Origin of the sequence: uncultured Pseudophaeobacter sp., from assembly GCA_905479575.1 — a bacterium.
In the GTDB taxonomy this organism is placed as follows: Bacteria; Pseudomonadota; Alphaproteobacteria; order Rhodobacterales; family Rhodobacteraceae; genus Pseudophaeobacter.
The window spans coordinates 77050-99090 of the sequence record CAJQNB010000032.1 but is presented as its reverse complement, the minus strand read 5'-3'; the positions used below and the strand labels follow the sequence as shown (position 1 = coordinate 99090).

Annotated in this window: 19 protein-coding genes; 12 read left to right on the top strand and 7 right to left on the bottom strand. The window is 57.9% G+C overall.

The annotated features are described in order from the left end of the window. The gene (locus QZ268_RS10420; RefSeq protein ID WP_295451963.1) at positions 1 to 1203 is read right to left on the bottom strand and encodes a CaiB/BaiF CoA-transferase family protein; all 1203 of its coding nucleotides are present in this window, start codon (positions 1201 to 1203) and stop codon (positions 1 to 3) included. Between the two features lie 210 nt (positions 1204 to 1413). On the opposite strand from QZ268_RS10420, the gene guaB reads away from it, so the two are divergent. From guaB to QZ268_RS10405, 3 genes are all read left to right on the top strand, one after another. Beyond that, entirely contained in the window at positions 1414 to 2862 is a 1449-nt protein-coding gene (guaB, locus tag QZ268_RS10415) for an IMP dehydrogenase (RefSeq protein WP_295451960.1), read from the top strand. Positions 2863 to 2912: 50 nt separating this feature from the next. Further along, positions 2913 to 4082, top strand: coding sequence for an RsmB/NOP family class I SAM-dependent RNA methyltransferase (locus QZ268_RS10410; protein ID WP_295451958.1), 1170 nt, complete (start codon positions 2913 to 2915; stop codon positions 4080 to 4082). Between the two features lie 100 nt (positions 4083 to 4182). Then, entirely contained in the window at positions 4183 to 6495 is a 2313-nt protein-coding gene (locus tag QZ268_RS10405) for a PAS domain-containing hybrid sensor histidine kinase/response regulator (RefSeq protein ID WP_295451955.1), read from the top strand. A gap of 37 nt (positions 6496 to 6532) precedes the next feature. Here QZ268_RS10405 and QZ268_RS10400 read toward each other — a convergent pair whose 3' ends face one another. Next, positions 6533 to 7126 carry a gamma-glutamyl kinase gene (locus tag QZ268_RS10400; RefSeq protein WP_295451952.1) on the bottom strand — a complete coding sequence of 198 codons (594 nt, stop codon included), beginning with the start codon at positions 7124 to 7126 and terminating at the stop codon, positions 6533 to 6535. 192 nt (positions 7127 to 7318) lie between these two features. On the opposite strand from QZ268_RS10400, the gene recA reads away from it, so the two are divergent. The 3 genes from recA to QZ268_RS10385 all read left to right on the top strand — a co-directional run bounded on the left by recA (position 7319) and on the right by QZ268_RS10385 (position 11650). Continuing rightward, positions 7319 to 8383 (top strand): recombinase RecA, encoded by a 1065-nt coding sequence (gene recA / locus QZ268_RS10395; RefSeq protein ID WP_295451950.1) that lies wholly within the window; start codon positions 7319 to 7321, stop codon positions 8381 to 8383. 159 nt (positions 8384 to 8542) lie between these two features. Then, positions 8543 to 11194 (top strand): alanine--tRNA ligase, encoded by a 2652-nt coding sequence (gene alaS / locus QZ268_RS10390; protein ID WP_295451945.1) that lies wholly within the window; start codon positions 8543 to 8545, stop codon positions 11192 to 11194. 168 nt (positions 11195 to 11362) lie between these two features. After that, the gene (locus tag QZ268_RS10385; RefSeq protein WP_295451942.1) at positions 11363 to 11650 is read left to right on the top strand and encodes a DUF1330 domain-containing protein; all 288 of its coding nucleotides are present in this window, start codon (positions 11363 to 11365) and stop codon (positions 11648 to 11650) included. Between the two features lie 146 nt (positions 11651 to 11796). Here QZ268_RS10385 and typA read toward each other — a convergent pair whose 3' ends face one another. The 5 genes from typA to QZ268_RS10360 all read right to left on the bottom strand — a co-directional run bounded on the left by typA (position 11797) and on the right by QZ268_RS10360 (position 16566). Next, the gene (typA, locus tag QZ268_RS10380) at positions 11797 to 13614 is read right to left on the bottom strand and encodes a translational GTPase TypA (protein ID WP_295452073.1); all 1818 of its coding nucleotides are present in this window, start codon (positions 13612 to 13614) and stop codon (positions 11797 to 11799) included. Between the two features lie 201 nt (positions 13615 to 13815). Next, positions 13816 to 14151, bottom strand: coding sequence for an SMR family transporter (locus tag QZ268_RS10375; protein WP_295451931.1), 336 nt, complete (start codon positions 14149 to 14151; stop codon positions 13816 to 13818). Between the two features lie 353 nt (positions 14152 to 14504). Then, positions 14505 to 15674 (bottom strand): HD domain-containing protein, encoded by a 1170-nt coding sequence (locus tag QZ268_RS10370; RefSeq protein WP_295451930.1) that lies wholly within the window; start codon positions 15672 to 15674, stop codon positions 14505 to 14507. Further along, positions 15671 to 15913: a hypothetical protein gene (locus QZ268_RS10365; protein ID WP_295451927.1), complete on the bottom strand. Its 243-nt coding sequence runs from the start codon at positions 15911 to 15913 to the stop codon at positions 15671 to 15673. The genes QZ268_RS10370 and QZ268_RS10365 overlap by 4 nt, the downstream gene beginning before the upstream one ends. Further along, a complete protein-coding gene (locus tag QZ268_RS10360; protein ID WP_295451924.1) occupies positions 15913 to 16566 on the bottom strand; it encodes an alpha/beta hydrolase in 654 nt (217 codons plus the stop codon). Before QZ268_RS10360 ends, QZ268_RS10365 begins: the two co-directional genes overlap by 1 nt. A gap of 191 nt (positions 16567 to 16757) precedes the next feature. On the opposite strand from QZ268_RS10360, the gene QZ268_RS10355 reads away from it, so the two are divergent. The 6 genes from QZ268_RS10355 (at position 16758) to sufC (ending at position 22041) form a co-directional block, all read left to right on the top strand. Further along, positions 16758 to 17219, top strand: coding sequence for an Rrf2 family transcriptional regulator (locus QZ268_RS10355; RefSeq protein ID WP_295451921.1), 462 nt, complete (start codon positions 16758 to 16760; stop codon positions 17217 to 17219). Positions 17220 to 17281: 62 nt separating this feature from the next. Then, positions 17282 to 18325: an aminotransferase class V-fold PLP-dependent enzyme gene (locus QZ268_RS10350; RefSeq protein WP_295451919.1), complete on the top strand. Its 1044-nt coding sequence runs from the start codon at positions 17282 to 17284 to the stop codon at positions 18323 to 18325. A gap of 15 nt (positions 18326 to 18340) precedes the next feature. Beyond that, positions 18341 to 19861, top strand: coding sequence for a Fe-S cluster assembly protein SufB (sufB, locus tag QZ268_RS10345; protein ID WP_295451917.1), 1521 nt, complete (start codon positions 18341 to 18343; stop codon positions 19859 to 19861). Between the two features lie 246 nt (positions 19862 to 20107). Then, on the top strand, positions 20108 to 20422 hold the full coding sequence (locus tag QZ268_RS10340) for a heavy metal-binding domain-containing protein (RefSeq protein WP_009808387.1): 315 nt from the start codon (positions 20108 to 20110) through the stop codon (positions 20420 to 20422). 2 nt (positions 20423 to 20424) lie between these two features. Next, the gene (locus QZ268_RS10335; RefSeq protein ID WP_295451909.1) at positions 20425 to 21252 is read left to right on the top strand and encodes a polysaccharide pyruvyl transferase family protein; all 828 of its coding nucleotides are present in this window, start codon (positions 20425 to 20427) and stop codon (positions 21250 to 21252) included. Positions 21253 to 21285: 33 nt separating this feature from the next. Beyond that, entirely contained in the window at positions 21286 to 22041 is a 756-nt protein-coding gene (sufC, locus tag QZ268_RS10330; RefSeq protein ID WP_295451905.1) for a Fe-S cluster assembly ATPase SufC, read from the top strand.

Here is a 22041-nt window from a genome sequence, read left to right as displayed (position 1 = left end):
TTAGCCCCCGGAAACCTGCTCCAGCCAGTCCAGAATAGCCTGGCGGTTGCCATCCAGGCGCGGCGCCGGGGCGCGGGTCTTGGGGTCCTGCAAGCCTGACATCTTGATCGGGTTGCCCGCAGCCACATAGGCCGGGGCACCGTCTTCGCCCAGGACGTCAACCACCATATTGCGCGCCAGGATTTGCGGATCCTTCAGCACCTGCGCCACATCCTGGATTGGCCCGGTTGGAATGCCAGCCTCGGTAAGGCGCGAAATCCAGTAATCGGCAGGGCGATCAATGGTAACAGCTTCGATCAAGCGTTTCAAAAGGCGGGCATTTTCGCATCTGGCTGGATTTGTCGCAAAGCGCGGATCCTGTGCCAATGGCAACTCCAGCGCGGTGCAGAGCGTGGCAAAAAGTGCGTCATTGCCAGCCGCGATGACAAACAGCCCATCTTCGGCGTGGAAGGTCTCAAACGGGGTGATCGACGGATGCCGTGCGCCAGAGGGGCGCGGTGCCTCGCCGGTGACCGAGGTAATAGCAATGGCATGTTCCAGCAGGGCCAGCTGACTGTCGAGCATGGCAATATCGACCTTCTGCCCCAGCCCGGTTTTTTGCACCTCCAACAGCGCGGCAAGAACGCCCTGCGCCAGAAACATGCCCGCAGCAATATCGCCAATGGAGGCACCAACCCGGACGGGGTCGCGGTTGCGCTCTCCGGTGATCGACATCACCCCACCGCGGGCCTGAACCACCATGTCATAGGCGGGGCGTTGCGAATCCGGGCCGCTATGGCCAAAGCCGGAAACCGCTCCGTAGATCAGCTTGGGAAAGCGTTTGTGAAGTTCCTCCCAGCCAAAGCCAAGGCGCTCCATCACGCCAGGGCGGTAGTTTTCCAGCACCACATCCGCCTGTGACAGAAGTTTATTAAAAACAACGCAGTCTTCAGGAGACTTAAGGTCCAGTGCGATGCTTTCTTTGCCGTGGTTGATGGTGGCAAAATAGGCGCTGTCCTGGCCCTTGAACGGCGGGAACGAGCGGGTGTCATCGCCGCTGCCGGGGCGTTCCACCTTGATCACCCGGGCGCCCAGATCCGCCAGGGTCATCGAAGCATAGGGGCCGGCAAGCACATGGGTGAGATCGACGATAAGAATTCCAGTCAATGGTCCGGTCTCTGGCGAGGGGGCTACTCCGGACACTGGGAAATCTGGCGTTGTCATTGAAGGGTCCTTTTGGTCTGTTCGCTTAAGTACAGGGCATAAAGGCTTTGTGTAAAACAACTTTGACGTAGATCAGGTCGGCCTCGGGGAAGTCCGTAGGTTAGGGCAAGAAATGCTGCGCTGCAGGATTTCTTCGCACGGGCTCTTTTCTATCCCCAACATCTGTGCAATAGGGTCACCGTCAAACGGGGTTTTGCATAGGGGTAGCAAATGCAGATTCGTGAGGCACTCACCTTTGATGATGTTCTACTGGTTCCAGGCGCGTCTGACGTCCTGCCCAGCACTGCTGATACACGCACACGCGTGACGCAGAAAATTGATCTCAATATTCCGCTGATGAGCTCGGCCATGGATACGGTGACCGAGGCGCGCATGGCCATTGCCATGGCGCAGGCCGGCGGTATGGGTGTCATTCACAAAAACCTGGATGCCGAAGAGCAGTCGCGTCAGGTGCGGCGGGTCAAGCGCTTTGAAAGCGGCATTGTCTATAACCCGATCACATTGCTGGCCAGCCAGACCCTGGCCGATGCCAAGGCACTGCAGGAACGCTATCGCGTCACCGGTTTCCCGGTGGTGGATGAGGCAGGCCGGGTGGTGGGCATCGTCACCAACCGCGATATGCGCTTTGCCAACGACGATGACACACCTGTGTCGGTGATGATGACCTCTGATAATCTGGCGATGCTGCAAGAGCCCGCCGATCTGGACGAGGCCAAGTCAATGATGCGTGCCCGTCGCATTGAAAAGCTTTTGGTCACCGATGGCAGTGGCAAGCTGACCGGTCTTTTGACCCTGAAAGATACCGAACAGGCCGTGTTGAACCCAACCGCCTGCAAGGATGAGCTGGGCCGCCTGCGGGTGGCTGCTGCCAGCTCGGTTGGCGATAGCGGTTTTGCCCGCTCCGAGCTGCTGATCGATGCCGGTGTTGATATCGTGGTTGTTGACACGGCTCACGGTCACTCTGCTGGCGTGCTTGAGGCCGTCAAACGTATCAAGTCGCAATACCCTAATGTACAGGTTATTGCCGGCAATGTGGCCACTGGCGCTGCGACCTCAGCGTTGATTGATGCCGGCGCGGACGCGATCAAAGTGGGGATTGGGCCGGGCTCCATCTGTACCACGCGGATGGTTGCCGGGGTGGGGGTTCCACAGCTGACCGCCATCATGGACTGCGCCGCCGCGGCGGGCGACACGCCCGTCATTGCCGATGGTGGTATCAAATTCTCCGGTGACTTTGCGAAGGCCATTGCCGCCGGCGCCTCCTGTGCCATGGTGGGGTCGATGATTGCCGGCACCGATGAAAGCCCCGGTGAAGTGATCCTCTATCAGGGCCGCTCCTTCAAATCCTACCGGGGTATGGGCTCGCTTGGCGCTATGGCGCGCGGCTCTGCCGATCGCTATTTCCAGAAAGACGCCGCCAGCGACAAACTGGTGCCCGAAGGCATCGAAGGGCAGGTGCCCTATAAAGGCAGCGCCAACGCAGTGATCCACCAGCTGGTGGGGGGCTTGCGTGCCGCCATGGGTTATACCGGCAGTGCCACGGTTGCGGCGATGCGCAAGGACTGCTCCTTTGTGCGTATTACCGGTGCCGGCCTGAAAGAAAGCCACGTGCACGACGTTCAAATCACACGTGAAAGCCCGAACTACCGTATCGGCTAATTAGAGATTGGAAAGATGACGATGACCCTTTGTAGCCTTGGAGCCTGGGCGTGACCCCGGCTGCCCGCCAGCAGGCGGCCATCGACATTCTTGACCTGATCCTGGATGGGGAAGCGGCTGAAAAGGCGCTGACCTCTTGGGGGCGGCGCAATCGCTATGCCGGCTCCAAGGATCGCGCTGCAGTGCGTGATCACGTGTTTACCGCCCTGCGCTGTCGCCGGTCTTTTGCGGTGCTGGGCGGGGCGCAGACCGGACGCGGTTTGGTGCTGGGCTCCCTGCGTGCCGCAGATATTGATCCCGCAACCGTGTTCAGCGGCCAGGGCTACGGGCCTGCGCCCCTTACCGAGGCGGAAAACACCGCGCCTGCCGCCTTTGCCTCTGATGCCGAGCGACTGGATATTCCTGATTGGATCTGGCCATCGTTCAGCGACAGTCTGGGCGATGCCGCAGAGGCCGCAGCCCAGGCGCTGCAATCGCGGGCGCCAGTGCATTTGCGGGTCAACCTGCTGCGCAGCAACCGCGCTGACGCAATTGAGGCCCTGGCAGAAGAGGGCATTATCTGTGTGCCACATGCCGCCAGCGAAACGGCGTTGGAGGTCACTCAGGGGGGCCGCAAGATCCGCAACAGCGATTGTTTTGCGGACGGGCTGGTCGAGTTGCAGGATGCAGCCAGTCAGGCGGTTGTTGACACGCTACCCCTGCAAGACGGCATGCGGGTGCTGGATTTCTGTGCCGGGGGCGGTGGCAAAAGCCTGGCCATGGCGGGGCGCGCAAAAATTGATCTGTTTGCCCATGATGCCAATCCCATTCGGATGAACGACCTGCCGCTGCGGGCGCAGCGGGCGGGCGCTGATATCACCTGCCTGTCCGAGGACGAGCTGGAGAAGGCTGAGCTTTTTGATCTGGTGCTGTGTGATGTGCCCTGTTCCGGGTCTGGATCCTGGCGACGGGCGCCAGAGGGTAAATGGCGCCTTACCCGGGAGATGCTCGACGAGATCCGCCTGTCTCAGCGGCAGATCCTGGAAGATGCCAGCAAGCTGGTGCGCCCCGGTGGCTATCTCGCCTATGCGACCTGCTCCATGCTGGACGAGGAAAACAGCGTACAAATTCAAAGCTTTCTCGATAAACATGAGGGCTGGTCCCGCGGTGACCAGGGCAACTGGCAGGTTCAGGCCGGAACCGATGGGTTTTTTGTCACTGTGTTGACGCTTATCGGCTAGGGTTGTTAGGTAATTCGTCAGAAAAGCTACATCTACCTTAACGTGGCTTTAAGACTTTAGCCGCGTTATATCGGCTACCAATCCCGAAGATGGAGCCGCAATGTCCGGTCGCCAAAATTCTTCCGTGCCTGCGCTACGGATCTATCATCCCGAACACCTTCGCCTTGGGGCGACGTTGCTTTTGTCGATTGGTCTGATGGTGGTGCCCAGCTTTTTTGCATTGCCAGATTGGGTGTTGCGCGGGCTGTTGACGGTTGGCCTGACGCTGCTGGCGGTTGCGTTATTGTTGCTGTTTCAGTCGCGGCTGCGGATCAATGCGCGGGCTATGGCGGTTGAACTGCTTACCGGGTTTATCGAGAAAGATGCCACGCCCAGCTTTGTGACCGATGATGACGGCACCATTCACGCTTGTAATCAGGCGGCACAGAATCGGTTTGAAGACAATGACCGCGAGACCCTGGCCGGGGCGCTGCGTTCGGTATTGGCTAATCCTTCGGCAGTATTGTTCCGGTTGCAGAGCCGCGCCAGGTTCGAAGGATCCGCACGCGAAGATATCGTGACCCGCAGGGGGCATGTGCGCTTGGCGGTACACCAGATGCATGGCGGTAGCTTCCTGTGGCGTGTTGAAGATATCGCAGAGCGCCAGTCCGGGCGTGGCTCTGAAACGGTGCCCATCCCGATGATCACCGTTGGGCGCACTGGTGCGGTCTTGTTCATGAACGAGGCGGCGCGCAAATTGGTCGGCGAGCGGGTTAAATCCACCGATCGTTTGTTTGTGACGCTGCCGGTGAGCAGCGGTGAGGTGAACACCATCACCACCAAAAACGGCCCGCTTGACGTGTTGGTGACCGAATTGAACCGAACCCAGGGCCGCAGTGAGCTGTTCCTGATGGAGGTCAACACAGCGGAACTGCAGGGTCCGAAAACCAGTTTTGAACATATGCCTGTTCCCATCATCAAACTGGCGCCCTCCGGGGATATTCTGTCGCTCAACAAGATGGCGATGGGAATGCTGGGGGTGAAAGGCCGGGAAAATCTGAAACTGGCACAGCTGATGGAGGGCCTGGGGCGGCCGATGTCGGATTGGCTGCGGGATACGGCGGATGGGCTGGCCTCCAACAAATCCGAATTTCTGCGGTTGTCCCGGCCCGACAAGGAGGTCTTTGTCCAGGTTACTCTGACCCGCTCGGTGGAAGAGGGCAACACGATCATTATCGCAGTGTTGAACGATGCGACCGAGCTGAAGACGCTGGAGGCGCAGTTTGTTCAGAGCCAAAAGATGCAGGCGATTGGTCAGCTGGCCGGGGGCGTGGCCCATGATTTCAACAATCTTTTGACAGCGATTTCAGGCCATTGTGATCTGCTGTTGTTGCGCCATGATCAGGGAGATCAGGACTTTGGCGATCTGATTCAGATCCATGAGAATGCCAATCGCGCCGCCTCGCTGGTGAGCCAGCTTCTGGCCTTTTCGCGCAAGCAGACCCTGTTGCCCGAGGTGTTGGATGTCCGCGATACTCTGTCCGATCTGACCCATCTGCTCAACCGTCTGGTGGGGGAGAAAGTTACCCTGACCCTGAGCCACGATCCGGTCATGCGCCCGATCCGGGCTGACAAACGCCAGTTGGAGCAGGTTTTGATGAACCTGGTGGTGAATGCCCGCGACGCGATGCCCAACGGCGGTGAGATCCGGGTGCGGACCGAAGCCGTTACCTTGGACACCCCGCTGAAACGAGACCGCGCCGCGGTGCCCGAGGGCAACTGGATCACGGTAAAGGTCAGTGACGAAGGTGTGGGGATTTCGCCAGACCAATTGCAAAAGGTTTTTGAGCCTTTTTATACCACCAAACGCACCGGCGAAGGCACTGGCCTGGGCCTGTCCACGGCCTATGGGATCGTCAAGCAGACGGGCGGCTTTATCTTCGTCGACTCGGTGCCCGACAAAGGCACACAATTCACCCTGTTCTTCCCGGTCTACCAAGAGGGCCAGGACGATCAGGTCGAGGTTGCCGAAGTCCCCGCGCCCAAGGACGCCCCTGCGCCGCAACACGGCGAGGGCGTGGTGCTATTGGTCGAGGATGAGGCGCCAGTGCGGGCCTTTGCCTCGCGCGCCCTGCGCATGCGCGGGTACACAGTTCTTGAGGCGGAGTCCGCAGAGGATGCGCTGCGCACACTGGAGGACCCCGGTCTGACGGTGGATGTGTTTGTGACCGATGTAGTTATGCCAGGCATGGACGGCCCCACCTGGGTGCGCGAGGCCCTGAAAACGCGCCCCGACACCCGCGTTGTCTTTGTGTCTGGTTATGCCGAAGGGGCCTTTGGCGAATCTGAACCGGATGTGCCGAATTCTGTATTCCTGCCCAAACCCTTCTCGCTCAATCAGTTGACGGAAACCGTGCACGCTCAGCTTCATTAAGCTCTAAGTCTGGGGTTTCCCACGGGTGCTGCGCCTCTCACTGAATACTGTCGTACAGCTCGAATTCCTCGGGCTTTTTGCGCCGGTATAGCGCCTCGATCTCGGGGCTGAGTGTCAGATCCATGACGGGGCTGACATTGCGTTTTTGCAAAGTGATCTTCACATCCAGCCGCTGTTCCAGGAAGGATTGAATGGCTGACTGGTCCTCATAGCGAAACAGATGGGTGACGTGACAGCCGTTTTTTTGCGTTTCCAGGAACTTTGCCTGACTGCCAACATTGGCATAGCCCGGTTGCTGGCCCTTGCAATAGCCGCGCACAAATTGATCAAAACTAATGCCATGGGTTGCATTGGGCTTGCCCTCCATAAAGGGGCGTTGGCGAAACCGATACCAGCTCCCAAGCCAGCTAACTGGCTCGCGCATGACGGCTGCCACCTCCAGCTCCACATCGCAAACCCGTTCAAACATCGGGCGAATCCAGCGGTTGTAGCGATACAGTGGCGCATGTTTTAGTTCAGGCGGGTTGGTAATTGCCAGATCTGCGCGCGTCTGCAGCGCCTCCTGATAGGCCGATGTTCCCGTTTTTGGAACCGAGAGGAGTACCAGTTTTTCGTCATAAAATACCAACATAAACCGCGTCAAACCCTTCGAAACAAGATGGAAAGTGGTCGTTCCCATATGTCTAACACCTGGCGCGTGGCCTGAATAGGTGAAGTTTGTATTTGCTTTGTTCTCTTTTTGGTCTCATAAGGAACAAGAAGCGAACACAGCAGGGATTGCCGCAAGCGCAGCTCTATGACACATAGAAGGGAACAAGGGACTATGGCGGATCTGTTGACCATGAAAAACAAAGTAAGCGGTGACAAGCAAAAGGCGCTGGATAGCGCGCTTGCGCAGATCGAACGGCAGTTCGGCAAGGGCTCCATCATGAAGATGGGCGACGGTGCCATTCAGGAAATCGAAGCGAGCTCTACCGGCTCTCTTGGCTTGGATATTGCCCTGGGCATTGGTGGCCTGCCGATGGGGCGGATTATCGAAATCTACGGGCCGGAAAGTTCGGGTAAGACCACGCTGACCCTGCATTGTGCGGCAGAGCAGCAGAGAAAAGGCGGCGTTGTCGCTTTTGTTGATGCGGAACATGCGCTGGATCCGCAATATGCGGCCAAGCTTGGTGTTGATCTTGATGAGCTGCTGATCTCGCAGCCGGACACCGGCGAACAGGCCCTGGAAATCACCGATACCCTGGTGCGTTCTGGCGCGGTCAATATGGTCATTGTCGACTCGGTGGCGGCGCTGACGCCAAAATCAGAACTCGAAGGCGATATGGGCGATTCCAGTGTGGGTGTTCAGGCTCGGCTGATGAGTCAGGCCATGCGCAAGCTCACCGGCTCGATCAGCCGCTCCAAATGTATGGTTATCTTCATCAACCAGATCCGGATGAAAATCGGCGTTATGTTTGGCTCGCCCGAGACAACAACTGGCGGCAACGCCCTGAAATTCTATTCCTCTGTGCGTCTGGACATCCGCCGTATCGGCGCGGTCAAGGACCGGGACGAAATTGTCGGCAATGCCACCCGCGTCAAAGTGGTGAAGAACAAGGTGGCACCGCCCTTCAAACAGGTTGAATTCGACATCATGTATGGCGAAGGCATCTCCAAAATGGGCGAGCTGCTGGATCTGGGGGTCGCTGCAGGCGTGGTGAACAAATCCGGGTCCTGGTTCTCCTACGGGGATGAACGGATCGGGCAGGGGCGCGAAAACGCCAAACAGTTCCTGCGAGATCATCAGGCCATTGCCTATGACATTGAAGACAAGATCCGCGCCGCCCATGGGTTGGAGTTTGACCGCCCCGATGGCGGTGATGAGGATGATATTCTCGAAGGGTAAGGCCCCTGTGAATTTGATCAAAATGATCTTTCAAAAGGACGTGGCTACGGCTGCGTCCTTTTTACGTTCTTTGGTGGGGTGCGGGCTGTGGACAGGGACAGATTGGGGGGATAAACCTCTCTCCAACCTTGAACATTGCCCGCAAAGGGATCCCTATCCATGGCGACGCTGAACGACATCCGCTCCACCTTTCTGAACTACTTTGCCAAACAGGGGCATGAGATCGTCGACTCCAGCCCACTGGTGCCGCGCAATGATCCAACCCTGATGTTTGTGAACTCAGGCATGGTGCAGTTCAAGAACCTGTTTACCGGGGTTGAGACCCGCGATTACCAACGCGCAACGACCTCGCAGAAATGCGTCCGTGCCGGCGGTAAGCACAATGATCTCGACAATGTCGGATACACTGCGCGTCACCACACCTTTTTTGAAATGCTGGGGAACTTCTCCTTTGGCGACTATTTCAAGGAAGAGGCGATCCCCTTTGCCTGGGAGCTGATCACCAAGGAATTTGGCATCGACAAAAATCGTCTGTTGACGACTGTGTATCACACCGATGACGAAGCCTTTGCGATCTGGAAAAAGCTGGGGGTGCCAGAGGATCGCATTATCCGCATCGATACTGCGGATAACTTCTGGCAGATGGGGCCCACTGGTCCCTGCGGCCCCTGCACCGAGATCTTTTATGACCATGGCGACCATATCTGGGGCGGCCCTCCCGGTTCCGCCGATGAAGATGGCGACCGTTTCATCGAGATATGGAACGTGGTTTTCATGCAAAACGAAAAGTTCGAAGACGGTTCGATGACACCGCTGGACATGCAGTCGATTGACACCGGCATGGGGCTGGAACGTATCGGTGCGCTGCTGCAGGGCAGTCACGACAACTACGATACCGACCTGTTCAAATCCCTGATCGAGGCCTCGGCGGATGTCACCAATTCCGACCCCTACGGCGATCAGAACGTGCATCACCGGGTGATTGCCGACCACCTGCGCTCGACCTCTTTCCTGATGGCCGATGGGGTGATGCCCTCCAATGTTGGCCGTGGCTTTGTGCTGCGCCGCATTATGCGTCGCGCCATGCGCCATGCCCATCTTCTGGGCGCCAAGGATCCGGTAATGCACCGGCTGGTGCCTGCGCTGGTGCAGCAGATGGGGGCTGCCTACCCAGAACTGGGCCAGGCTCAGTCGATGATCGAAGAAACGCTGCAACAGGAAGAAACCCGCTTCAAGCAAACGCTGGAGCGTGGCCTTAAGCTGTTGGATGATGAGGTTGCCGAACTGGAAGACGAAGCGCCGCTGCCGGGTGCCACCGCCTTCAAACTTTATGATACCTATGGCTTCCCGCTGGATCTGACCCAGGATGCCCTGCGGGAAAAAGGCCGCGAGGTCGACACCGACGGCTTTGACAGCGCCATGGCGGAGCAAAAAGCCAAGGCACGAGCGGCCTGGTCGGGCTCCGGCGACAGTGCCGACAGCACCATCTGGTTTGATATCGCCGACAAACACGGCGACACGGATTTCCTTGGCTATGACACAGAGGAGGCCGAGGGCCAGGTTGTTGCCTTGGTCAAGGATGGCAGCGAGGTCAGCGAGGCCGGGCAGGGCGACAGCGTGCAGTTGGTTCTGAACCAGACGCCGTTCTATGCTGAATCTGGTGGTCAGGTTGGCGATAGCGGTGACATCCGCGTCGACGGCGGGGTTATCCGTGTTTCGGATACCAAGAAATCTGCCGGTGTCTTTATTCATATGGGCGAAGTGGTTGAGGGGCTGGTCACAGTTGGCGCCCCGGCGCAGTTGCGGGTTGATCCCACACGGCGCGCTGCCATTCGTGCCAACCATTCGGCCACCCACCTGCTACACGAGGCCCTGCGCGAAGCGCTTGGCGATCACGTGGCGCAGCGTGGCTCGCTGAATGCGGATGATCGGTTGCGGTTTGACTTTAGCCACAGCAAGGCGCTGAGCGAGGCTGAGCTGAGCAAGGTTGCAGCGGATGTGAATAGCTATATTCGTCAGAACACCCCTGTTGAAACCCGTATCATGACACCAGACGATGCGCGTGCCCTGGGGGCGCAGGCCTTGTTTGGCGAAAAATACGGCGATGAAGTCCGGGTTGTTTCCATGGGGCGCGCGGATACCGGCAAGGGCAACGACGGTGAGACCTATTCGATCGAGCTCTGTGGCGGTACCCATGTGCGCCAGACTGGCGACATTGGCACCTTTGTTATTCTGGGTGACAGTGCCTCATCCGCTGGGGTGCGCCGTATCGAGGCCTTGACCGGGGCTGCGGCCTTTGACCATTTGCAGCGCACGGCGGGCCAGATGGCTGAGATCGCCGGTACGCTGAAGGCACAACCGGCTGAGGTGATGGATCGTTTGAAATCCATGATGGATGAACGCAAATCGCTGCAAAATGAGATCGCCAATCTGAAGCAGCAAATCGCCATGGGCGGTGGCGCCGGTGGTGGTGCCGAAACCAAAGATATTGGCGGCAAGACCTTCCTGGCCCAGGCTCTGCAAGGGGTCTCTGGCAAGGATCTGCGCGGCTTGATCGACGCCCATAAGCAAAGCATCGGCTCGGGTGTGATCTTGCTGATCGCCGAAGAGGGCGGCAAGGTTGCTGTTGCTGCGGGTGTCACGGACGATCTTACCGGCGATGTTTCGGCCGTGGATGTTTTGCGTGCTGCAGTTCCAGCCGTTGGCGGTAAAGGCGGCGGTGGCCGTGCGGACATGGCCCAGGGCGGTGGCAAGGATTTTGCCGGGGCAGATGAGGCAATTGCCGCAGCCGAGGCCTTTTTGGCAAGCTGATCCGTCATTGCGGGCAAGGTGCCTGCACACTAAAAAGCAAGAAACGCCCGCAGTCATCTGACTGGCGGGCGTTTTTATTAATTTGGACCATGTGGTCAAAAATTGATCGACGCGGCGAAGCAATTGCCTATGCTGGGCCAAAGCCAGGCAGATTACCGGAGGTTCCCCATGCCCGCACTTTGGATTGCTCATGTCACCGTCACCGACGAAGAGGCCTATGGCAAATATGCCAAATTGGCAGGCCCAGCCATCGCCAAGGCCGGCGGGGAATTCATCGCCCGCGGCGGTCGCTTTGTGCAGCTCGAAGGCAAGGAGCGCCCCCGCAATGTGGTTGCGACATTCCCCAGTGTCGAGGCGGCGGTAGAGTGCTATCACAGCCCCGAGTACCAAGAGGCGCTGAGCCATGCCCGTGACGCCTCTGAGCGCGAGCTGATGGTGGTCGAAACCAGCGCCTGAAGGCGAATAAATGTCAAGCAGAGCACAGGGGCATCCATTTGGGGTGCCCTTTTTTGTGCCTATACTCTTTGCTGCGAAGGCATCGTTTAAAACAGAAAGAGGCGCCCAAAGGCGCCCCTGTTTTTGCTCTGTAGGTCTGTAAGGCTTTAGCCGTTACGGGCCATCCGTTTACGCTCATGCGGGTCAAGATAGCGCTTGCGCAGACGGATCGAGTTAGGCGTGACCTCTACCAGTTCGTCATCGTTGATATAGGCAATGGCCTCTTCCAGCGACAGCGTGATCGGCGTGGTCAGGCGGACGGCTTCGTCGGTGCCCGAGGCCCGCACGTTGGTCAGCTTTTTGCCTTTCAGCGGGTTCACTTCCAGATCGTTTTCACGGGAATGTTCACCGATGATCATGCCCTGATAGATGTCCACCTGCGAGCCGATAAACATTTTGCCGCGATCTTCCAGGTTCCACAGCGCATAGGCCACGGATTGGCCGCTTTCCATTGACAGCAGCACACCGGCACGACGGCCAGGGATAGAGCCCTTGTGCGGAGCCCAGCCGTGGAACACGCGGTTCAACACGCCCGTGCCACGGGTATCGGTCAGGAATTCGCCGTGATAGCCGATCAGGCCCCGCGACGGCACATGGGCGATGATGCGGGTCTTGCCGGCACCGGCTGGCTTCATCTCGACCAGCTCACCTTTGCGTGCGCCAGTGATTTTTTCAATCACCGCACCAGAGTATTCGTCATCAACGTCGATGGTCGCTTCTTCGATTGGCTCCATGCGGACGCCGTCGACTTCTTTCATCAGAACCTGAGGACGCGAGATCGACAGTTCAAAGCCTTCACGGCGCATGTTTTCGATCAGAACGCCCATTTGAAGTTCGCCACGGCCGGCAACTTCAAAGGCATCACCACCAGGGGTGTCGGTGATCTTGATCGCGACATTGCCTTCGGCTTCTTTCATCAGGCGGTCACGGATAACCCGCGACTGCACCTTTTTGCCGTCACGACCGGCCAGCGGGCTGTCGTTGATGCCAAAGGTCACGGTGATGGTTGGAGGATCGATAGGCTGGGCATCCAGGGCCTCATCCACGGCAAGGGCGCAGATGGTATCGGCCACGGTGGCTTTGGTCATACCTGCAAGCGAGACGATATCGCCGGCTTGGGCTTCTTCGATGTCCTGCTGTGCCAGACCACGGAAGGCCTGAATTTTGGTGACGCGGAACTGTTCGATCTTTTGGCCAATACGGGACAGGGCCTGCACGGTGGCGCCAACCTTCAGGGTGCCGCTTTCGACGCGACCTGTCAGCAGGCGGCCAACAAAGGGGTCAGAGCCCAGGGTGGTGGCCAGCATGCGGAAATCTTCGCTTTGGCGTTTGATCTGCTTGGGCTCGGGCACGTGGTTGACGATCAGGTTGTACAGCGCGTGCAGATCCTTGCGGGGACCGTCGAGCTCTGCATCGGCCCAGCCATTGCGGCCAGAGGCATACATATGGGGAAAGTCCAGCTGATCTTCGGTTGCATCCAGGGAGGCAAAAAGATCAAAGCATTCGTCCAGCGCGCGATCGGGCTCGGCGTCGGGTTTGTCGACTTTGTTCAGCACCACGATGGGGCGCAGGCCCAGAGCCAGGGCCTTGGAGGTCACAAACTTGGTCTGCGGCATGGGGCCTTCGGCGGCATCCACCAGCAGCACAACACCGTCCACCATGGACAGGATCCGCTCAACTTCACCGCCAAAATCGGCGTGCCCGGGGGTATCAACGATGTTGATACGGGTTCCATTCCACTCCACCGAAGTGGGTTTTGCAAAAATGGTAATGCCCCGCTCGCGTTCCAGGTCGTTACTGTCCATGGCACGTTCTGCCACAGCCTGGTTTTCGCGGAAGGCGCCGGATTGTTTCAGAAGCTCATCAACCAGGGTCGTTTTACCGTGGTCCACGTGAGCAATGATCGCAATGTTGCGCATGTCCATGACGTCAGCCTTTGTAAGGAAGTTGCGCCGCCCATAGCCCGATCCCACGCCAAAGGCCAGCAAAAATACGTCCAATCCGGCCTGTGAGGCGAAACCTGCAACAATACTGCGTATTTGATTGCCAATTATTCCAGTTCTTCAGGGCAAAGGCTCAGCCGTTGGTATGTGGGGCTGGGCGCGGGCCCTGCTCAACCGCTTTGCTTAGTGGCCGGAAGAGGCGGAAAAGAGATGAATGACCAGCACTCCGGCGAGGATCAGGCCAATGCCAATGATGGCAGGTAAATCCAGGCGCTGCCCAAACATGACCAATCCGATAAAGGCAATCAGCACGATGCCAAGCCCAGCCCAGATGGCATAGACCAGGCCCACGGGCATATATTTCAACGTCAGCCCCAACATGAAGAAGGAAAATCCATAAGCAACAATCACCAGTAGGGATGGTCCAAGGCGGCTGAATTGCTGGCTTGCCTGCAGTGCGGAGGTGCCAATGGTTTCAGCCAAGATAGCTAGGACAAGATAGAGGTAATGTATGGGCATGTCCGGATCCTCATTCGCTTTGGACTTTGGGGCGCTTCCTCGGCCATATCCCAAGGCTTGGACCTGTGACAGTCTGGAAACGGCAGCGCGCGACATTTTTGTCGGGCGGCCAGAAGGTCGGATCACAAGGCATGGGGGCGCCGTTGCACCAGCAGACACTGACGTCAGACGAAACACACCGTTGACCAAGTCCCAGTACAGTGTTTTCCGGTCAGGTCTGGTTGCAAACAGCCCGCACTGGCCCATCAGGGGCAGTCCGGGCTGTTACTGTCCCATGAGCGGGTCTCGTGGCGAGGTCACGGATTTCGCCCCAGGCAGGCATGATGTTAACCTCAGCCGCCCAGGGTAAGTGTCTATATCCGCTGATTTTCCTCAAACCAGGGGGAGATACGGTCACGCACATATGTCCACACCTGTGGCGCGCCACGGGTGACTTTGACCCCAACGCGGGATTCGACCTGTTGCAGGCTGACATCGTACTCCAGCCAGCTGCCACCACCGTTGAGAAGGTTCAGCAGAACCGGCTGCACCCGGTCGATGGCCTTGGCATAGACAGCATCGGCGCTTGTGGCGGCTTCAAATTCATCCCAGAGCGCCCGGAACTCTGTTGCCTGCGGCGCGGGCAGTAGGCCAAACAGACGATCGGCAGCCTGCTGTTCTTCAGCCTCCTGTGCGGCCTGTGCCTGGGCCGATATCGCGCCGTGAATTGGGGTGTCGCCAGCGTCTACTTCAACAATATCATGCAGTAGCAACATTTTGATAACGCGGGATATATCTATGTCGGTGGCGGCGTGTTCCCCCAAAATCCAACCAAAGAGCATGATATGCCAGCTGTGTTCGGCTGAGTTTTCCGGCCGTGACCCATCGCCAATCCAGGTGGCGCGCAAGATGGATTTCAGCGCGTCGGCCTCGTTGAGGAAGGGAAGCCGCTGGGTCAGAGCGCTGACATCTTGGCTGGTGGGCTCGCCAAGCAGGGAAAGGGCATGATGATAGGCCTGCGGTAAACTCTGTTCCAGGGCGGCAGCGCGTCCACCATGTAGATTGCCCCGGACCACATCAATATGATCCGGCAGAGGTGCAGCACCGTAAAGGGTCTGAAAAATCGGCTGGCAGTGGTCCAGATGTTTGGCAAAGCGCGCGTCTGGCGATTCGGCCTGCTCGAATTCCTGCCAAAGGTGGTGCAGCGTGGTGCCTTGATCGCGGGGCAGCAGCCCAAACAGCCGGGTTGCAGCAGCCTGTTCTGCTTGTGCCACGGCCTGCCAATCCACATCGTCGCTAATGGGGTGATCTCCGGCGTCGATCTCCACCAGATCGTGCAGCAAAAGCATCTGAATGACGCGGGTGATCGAGACCTCCGGCGCGGCAAAGGGCGCCAGCACCAAGGCATAGAGCGCCAGATGCCAGCTGTGTTCGGCAGAGTTTTCACGCCGTGAGCAGTCCAGGATCAGGTTCTGGCGCTCAATCCCGCGCAGTCTGTCTGCTTCCAGCAAAAAGGCAAACTGTGCCTGAATGCGTTGTTTCATTGTTGGACTTTCGCTTCCAGATCCCGTTGTACCTGGGCCAGTTTGCCAGAGATGAAATCACGCGCTTTGCGTTCGGCAAGACGCACTCGAATTTCAGTCAAAAAGGCTTCTTCCAGGGATTGAGAGGCTGCCCCAAGCACTTGGGCAACCTCCATATAAAACCGATCCTCGTCGATGGCTTCCTGAACTTTGAGCGTATCGATTGCCAGTTTTTCAGCCAGCTTTTCGATGGTGCTCATTAGCGGGTGTTCTCCGTCAGGCGACGCTTCACATAATCTGTGGTGTGTCCCATCAGGGTGTCCATGTGCTCCCCCTGGAAGAAGTGGTCAGCGCCCTCAACTTCGGTATGGGTGACGGTGATGCCTTTTTGCTCGTGCAGCTTGTTCACCAGATTGACGGTGTCTGCAGGCGGGGCCACCCGATCAGAGGTGCCGTTGATGATCAACCCAGAGGAGGGACAGGGCGCCAGGAAGGAGAAATCATACATATTAGCGGGCGGAGCGACCGAGATAAAACCGGTGATTTCCGGGCGGCGCATCAACAGTTGCATGCCGATCCAGGCGCCAAACGAGAACCCAGCAACCCAGCAATGCTTGGAGTTGTTGTTCATCGACTGCAGGTAATCCAGCGCCGATGCCGCATCCGACAGCTCACCAATACCCTGATCATATTCGCCCTGCGAGCGGCCCACACCACGGAAATTAAACCGCAAAACGGTAAAACCCATGTTGTAGAATGCATAGTGCAGATTGTAGACGACCTTGTTGTTCATCGTACCGCCAAACTGGGGGTGCGGGTGCAGAACAATTGCAATGGGGGCGTCTTTTTCTTTTTGCGGGTGATAGCGGCCTTCCAGGCGGCCTTCGGGTCCGGGGAAAATGACCTCAGGCATGGGTGGGTGGATCCTACTCTTAATTTCTGCAGATGCTGTTCAGGAATACTTGACGAATTCCATCAGTCATCTTAGAACAATTCTAATTGCTGGCGCAGGCCATTGCATTGCACCGTCACGCTGAGATACGCACTCACGCGGTTAAGGTCAATGTTTTCGCGTCTAAACTGGATGTTTGGAGAGATGGAAAGATGAAGCTTTCTACCAAAGGGCGCTATGCCATGGTCGCGCTGGCTGATATTGCCCTGCAGCCGCAGGGCGCGCTGGTTGTACTTGGCGATATCTCCAAACGGCAAAACATCTCACTACCCTATCTGGAGCAGCTCTTTGTGAAACTGCGCCGGGCAGAGCTGGTCTCTTCGGTGCGTGGTCCTGGTGGCGGCTATCGTCTGGCCCGTTCGGCGTCCGAAATTCGGGTGGTCGATATCCTGAGCGCAGTGGATGAAACCGTTGATGCCATGCACAAAGGTGCCGGCGCGTCGGGGGCGACAAGTGGCAGTCGGGCGCAATCGCTGACCAACCGTTTATGGGAAAGCCTCAGCGCCCATGTGTACGTGTTTTTGCACCAGACCAGATTGTCGGACATCATTCAAAATGATCTGGCCCCATGCCCTGCGGTTCCGGGCTTGTTTTCGGTTGTTGACGCAGAATAATCCGGACATGAAGAGCGTGAATGCACCAATCCTGTCCCACTTGAACGAGAAAAGATGATTCCATGACACGGGTTTATCTCGATCATAACGCCACCACGCCCTTGGCCCCTGCGGCCCGGGCTGCGATGGTTGCGGCCATGGATCAATGTGGCAATCCCTCGTCGGTGCATGCCGAGGGTCGCGCCGCCAAGGCAGTGATTGAACGCGCCCGCGCCCAGATTGCGGCTGCCTTTGGTGCGGATGGTGCGGATATTGTCTTTACCTCTGGCTCTACTGAGGGCGCTTCGCTGGCTTTGGCAGGGCGGGATCTTCATGGGGCGGCGATTGAACATGATGCGGTAAGGGCCTGGACATGCGAGGATCTGTTGGTTTCTTCCGCCGGTTTGGTCGCTGTTGAAGCCCCCGCAGAGACAACCCTGCAGCTGGCCAATTCCGAAACCGGAGTGGTGCAGGCTCTGCCGCAGGGGCTGGCGGTCAGCGATGTGACCCAGGGCTTTGGCAAACTGCCGATCGCCTTTAACTGGATGGGCGTCGGCATGGCGCTGATTTCGGCCCATAAACTGGGCGGCCCCAAAGGTATTGGCGCTTTGGTGATGCCCCGTGGCACTGATCTGGCGGCGCAAATTCGCGGTGGCGGTCAGGAGATGGGCCGTCGCTCCGGCACCGAAAACGTGATTGGCATTGCCGGTTTTGGTGCCGCTGCCGAGGCCGCGGCTGCGCAGCTTGCCGATGGCACCTGGGAACGGGTGCAACAGCTGCGCGATCTGATGGAAGAAGCCCTTGTGGCTGGCGCTCCAGGGCTTATCTGTATCGGCAAAGATGTGGCACGTTTGCCCAACACTTCCTGCTTTGTGGTGCCGGGCTGGAAGGGCGAAACCCAGGTGATGCAGATGGATCTGTCGGGTTTTGCCATCAGCGCCGGATCTGCCTGCTCCAGTGGCAAGGTGCGTGCCAGTGCGGTGCTGACCGCGATGGGATTTGACGAAAATACCGCCCAGGGCGCCGTGCGCGTCTCACTTGGGCCGACAACAACAGAAGACGAGGTGCTGCGTTTTGCGCAGGCCTGGCTTCAGAAACACAAGAAACATTGCGCCCGGGTGGCGTGAATGCAGGAGAATAACATGGCCGCTTTGGACCAGACCCAAGTCAAGGAAGGTGTTGATCAGGAAACCGTGGATGCGGTGGCCGAGGTCAGCACGTATAAATACGGCTGGGAAACCGATATCGAGATGGAATATGCCCCCAAGGGTCTGACCACCGACATTGTTCGCCTGATCTCGGAAAAGAACGAAGAGCCCGAGTGGATGCTGAACTGGCGCCTGGAAGCCTATGACCGCTGGTTGCAGAAAGAAGAGCCAAGCTGGGCCATGGTCGACTACCCTGAGATCGATTTTCAGGACCAGTATTATTATGCCCGTCCGAAATCTATGGAAGTGAAGCCAAAATCCCTGGATGAGGTCGACCCCAAGCTTCTGGAAACCTACAAAAAGCTTGGTATCCCGCTGAAAGAGCAGATGATCCTGGCCGGTGTTGAAGGCGCTGAAGATGCCCCCGCCGAGGGTCGTAAGGTCGCTGTCGACGCGGTGTTTGACTCCGTTTCTGTTGGCACCACCTTCCAGGCGGAGCTGAAAAAGGCCGGCGTTATCTTCTGTTCGATCTCTGAAGCGATCCGCGAACACCCCGAACTGGTGAAGAAATACCTCGGCTCGGTGGTTCCGGTCTCAGATAACTTCTATGCGACGCTGAACTCCGCCGTGTTCTCGGATGGCTCTTTTGTTTATATCCCGCCGGGCGTGCGCTGCCCGATGGAGCTGAGCACCTATTTCCGCATCAACGCGGAAAACACTGGCCAGTTTGAACGCACCCTGATCATCGCCGACAAGGGCTCCTACGTGAGCTACCTGGAAGGCTGTACCGCGCCGGCCCGTGATATCGCCCAGCTGCACGCCGCTGTGGTTGAGATCATCATTGAGGAAGACGCCGAGGTGAAATACTCCACCGTGCAGAACTGGTATCCCGGTGATGAAAACGGCAAGGGCGGCATCTATAACTTTGTCACCAAACGCGCCGATTGCCGCGGTGATCGCGCCAAGGTCATGTGGACCCAGGTGGAAACCGGATCGGCTGTGACCTGGAAATACCCCTCTTGCATCCTGCGCGGCAACGAGAGCCAGGGCGAGTTCTACTCCATTGCCATCGCCAACAACATGCAGCAGGCCGACACCGGCACCAAGATGGTGCACCTTGGCAAAGACACCAAATCGCGGATCGTCTCCAAAGGGATTTCCGCCGGCAAGGCGCAGAACACCTATCGTGGTCTGGTCTCGATGCATCCAAAGGCAAAAAACAGCCGCAATTTCACCCAGTGTGACAGCCTGCTGATTGGCGACAAATGTGGCGCCCACACCGTGCCTTATATTGAGGTGAAGAATAACTCATCCCGGGTTGAGCACGAGGCGACAACCTCAAAAGTGGACGATGACCAGCTGTTCTACTGCCGCCAGCGCGGTATCGGCGAAGAAGACGCGGTGGCCCTGGTGGTCAACGGCTTCTGCAAGGACGTGCTGCAGGCGCTGCCGATGGAATTCGCCATGGAAGCTCAGCAACTGGTCGCGATCTCGCTGGAAGGGTCTGTGGGCTAATGCCAACGTACAAGGATATTCATGGATTGGTTAAGCAGAGATTTGGTTTCTCCGCTCAGCCGTGCTGGATATCTGAGTGCAAAGCCATAGCCTTAAACCATCCTGACCCACAACTGAACCGTGATGGCTCGTCGAGGAAGAAGCAGCTTCGCCAACCTCTACTACCCGAAAAGAAAAAGGCCATTTTGGAAGTTATGGTTGAAGTAGGAATTCCGGATGGAAAAGCGCTGGAAAAGAGTTGAAGAAATGATTGTCACAACCACACCTTCCGTCGAAGGTTATCAGATCGCTGAATACAAGGGCATCGTCGTGGGCGAGGCCATCATGGGCGCCAATGTGGTGCGCGATGTCTTTGCTTCGATCACCGATATCGTCGGCGGGCGCTCTGGCGCCTATGAAAGCAAACTGCAGGACGCGCGTGAAACCGCGCTGGCAGAGCTGGAAGACCGCGCCCGCGATAAAGGCGCCAATGCGGTTGTTGGCGTTGATCTCGACTACGAGGTCGTTGGCAATTCGATGCTGATGGTTTCGGCCAGCGGCACCGCAGTGGTGATCGGCTGACGATGCTGGCAACGCCCTCACATATCACGCCTTTGCGCCTGTTCTGGTGGAAAGCGGTGCCAAATTTTGGCGACGCGCTTTCTCGCCTTGTGGTGGCGCATCTGAGTGGCCATGAGGTGCGACATGCTGGCCCCGGTCAGGCGGATCTTTATGCCATTGGCTCGATCCTGCAAATTGCCCGGCGCAAATATTCCGAGGCAAAGACCTATGCGCAGAAACCGGTGATCTGGGGCTCTGGCCTGCTGCACGCGGTTGCGTCGACAGAGTTTTTATCAAATGTAAACATTGCCTTGCTGCGCGGTCCTATCACGGCTTCGCTGTTGGGGGTGAAAACTCAACGCTTTGGCGACCCTGGACTGTTGGTGGCAGATGTCCTTGCGCCGGCGCCATCAAAAACCCACCGGATCGGCCTGGTTCCCCATCACAGCCAGATGGAAGATCCCGGGATTCAGACCTTGGCGAACAGCAGTGAGGAGATCTTGCTGATTGATCCGCGTAAGGACCCAGCCACGGTCTGTGGCCAGATCAGCGCCTGCGATCACATCTATGCGGCCTCATTGCATGGGTTGATCACGGCGGATGCCTATGGCGTGGCCTCGACCTGGGTTTCGCCTGGCGATCAGGGGCATCTGAAATACCGCGACTATGCCGCCTCGATCGGGCGGGTGCTTATTTCTCCGCTGGCCTGGGACCAGATCCCGGATCATTTGCGAAACAATAATCAACCGGCAGAGCTGGCTTATGGCGCGGGCATTGCGCGCGCCCAGGCCGATCTGCGTAACAGCTTTCCTGCGCGCCTGCGCGCTGAGCAGAACACAGGGACCGCCTGAGGGCGCGACCAAGAGAAAAGAGACGAGGAAAAAATGCTCGAAATCAAAAACCTGCACGTCAAACTTGAAGACGAGGACAAACAGATCCTGAAAGGTCTGGACCTGACTGTTGAGGCCGGCAAGGTGCATGCGATCATGGGGCCTAATGGCTCTGGCAAGTCGACACTGTCTTATGTTCTGTCGGGTCGCGATGGCTATGAAGTCACCGAAGGCAGTGCCACCCTGTCGGGTGAAGACCTGCTGGAGCTGGACCCGGAAGAGCGCGCCGCATTGGGTGTGTTCCTGGCCTTCCAATACCCGGTTGAAATCCCCGGTGTTGGCAACATGACTTTCCTGCGCACCGCAGTGAATTCCCAGCGCAAGGCCCGCGGTGAAGAAGAGCTGTCAGCGGCAGACTTCCTCAAATCCATCCGCGCCAAGGCCAAGGAGCTGAAGATCGACGCTGATATGCTGAAGCGTCCGGTCAATGTGGGCTTCTCCGGTGGTGAGAAAAAGCGCAATGAAATCCTGCAGATGGCCATGCTTGAGCCCAAGATGTGCATCCTGGATGAAACCGACTCGGGCCTTGATGTCGACGCGATGAAGCTGGTTGCCGAAGGCGTCAATGCCCTGCGCGATGAGGGCCGTGGCTTTCTGGTGATCACCCACTACCAGCGCTTGCTGGACCATATCAAACCCGATGTTGTGCATATTCTGGCTGACGGCAAAATCGTAAAAACCGGTGGACCAGAGCTGGCAATGGAAGTCGAAAACAACGGCTATGCTGGTATCCTGGCGGAGGTTTCCTGA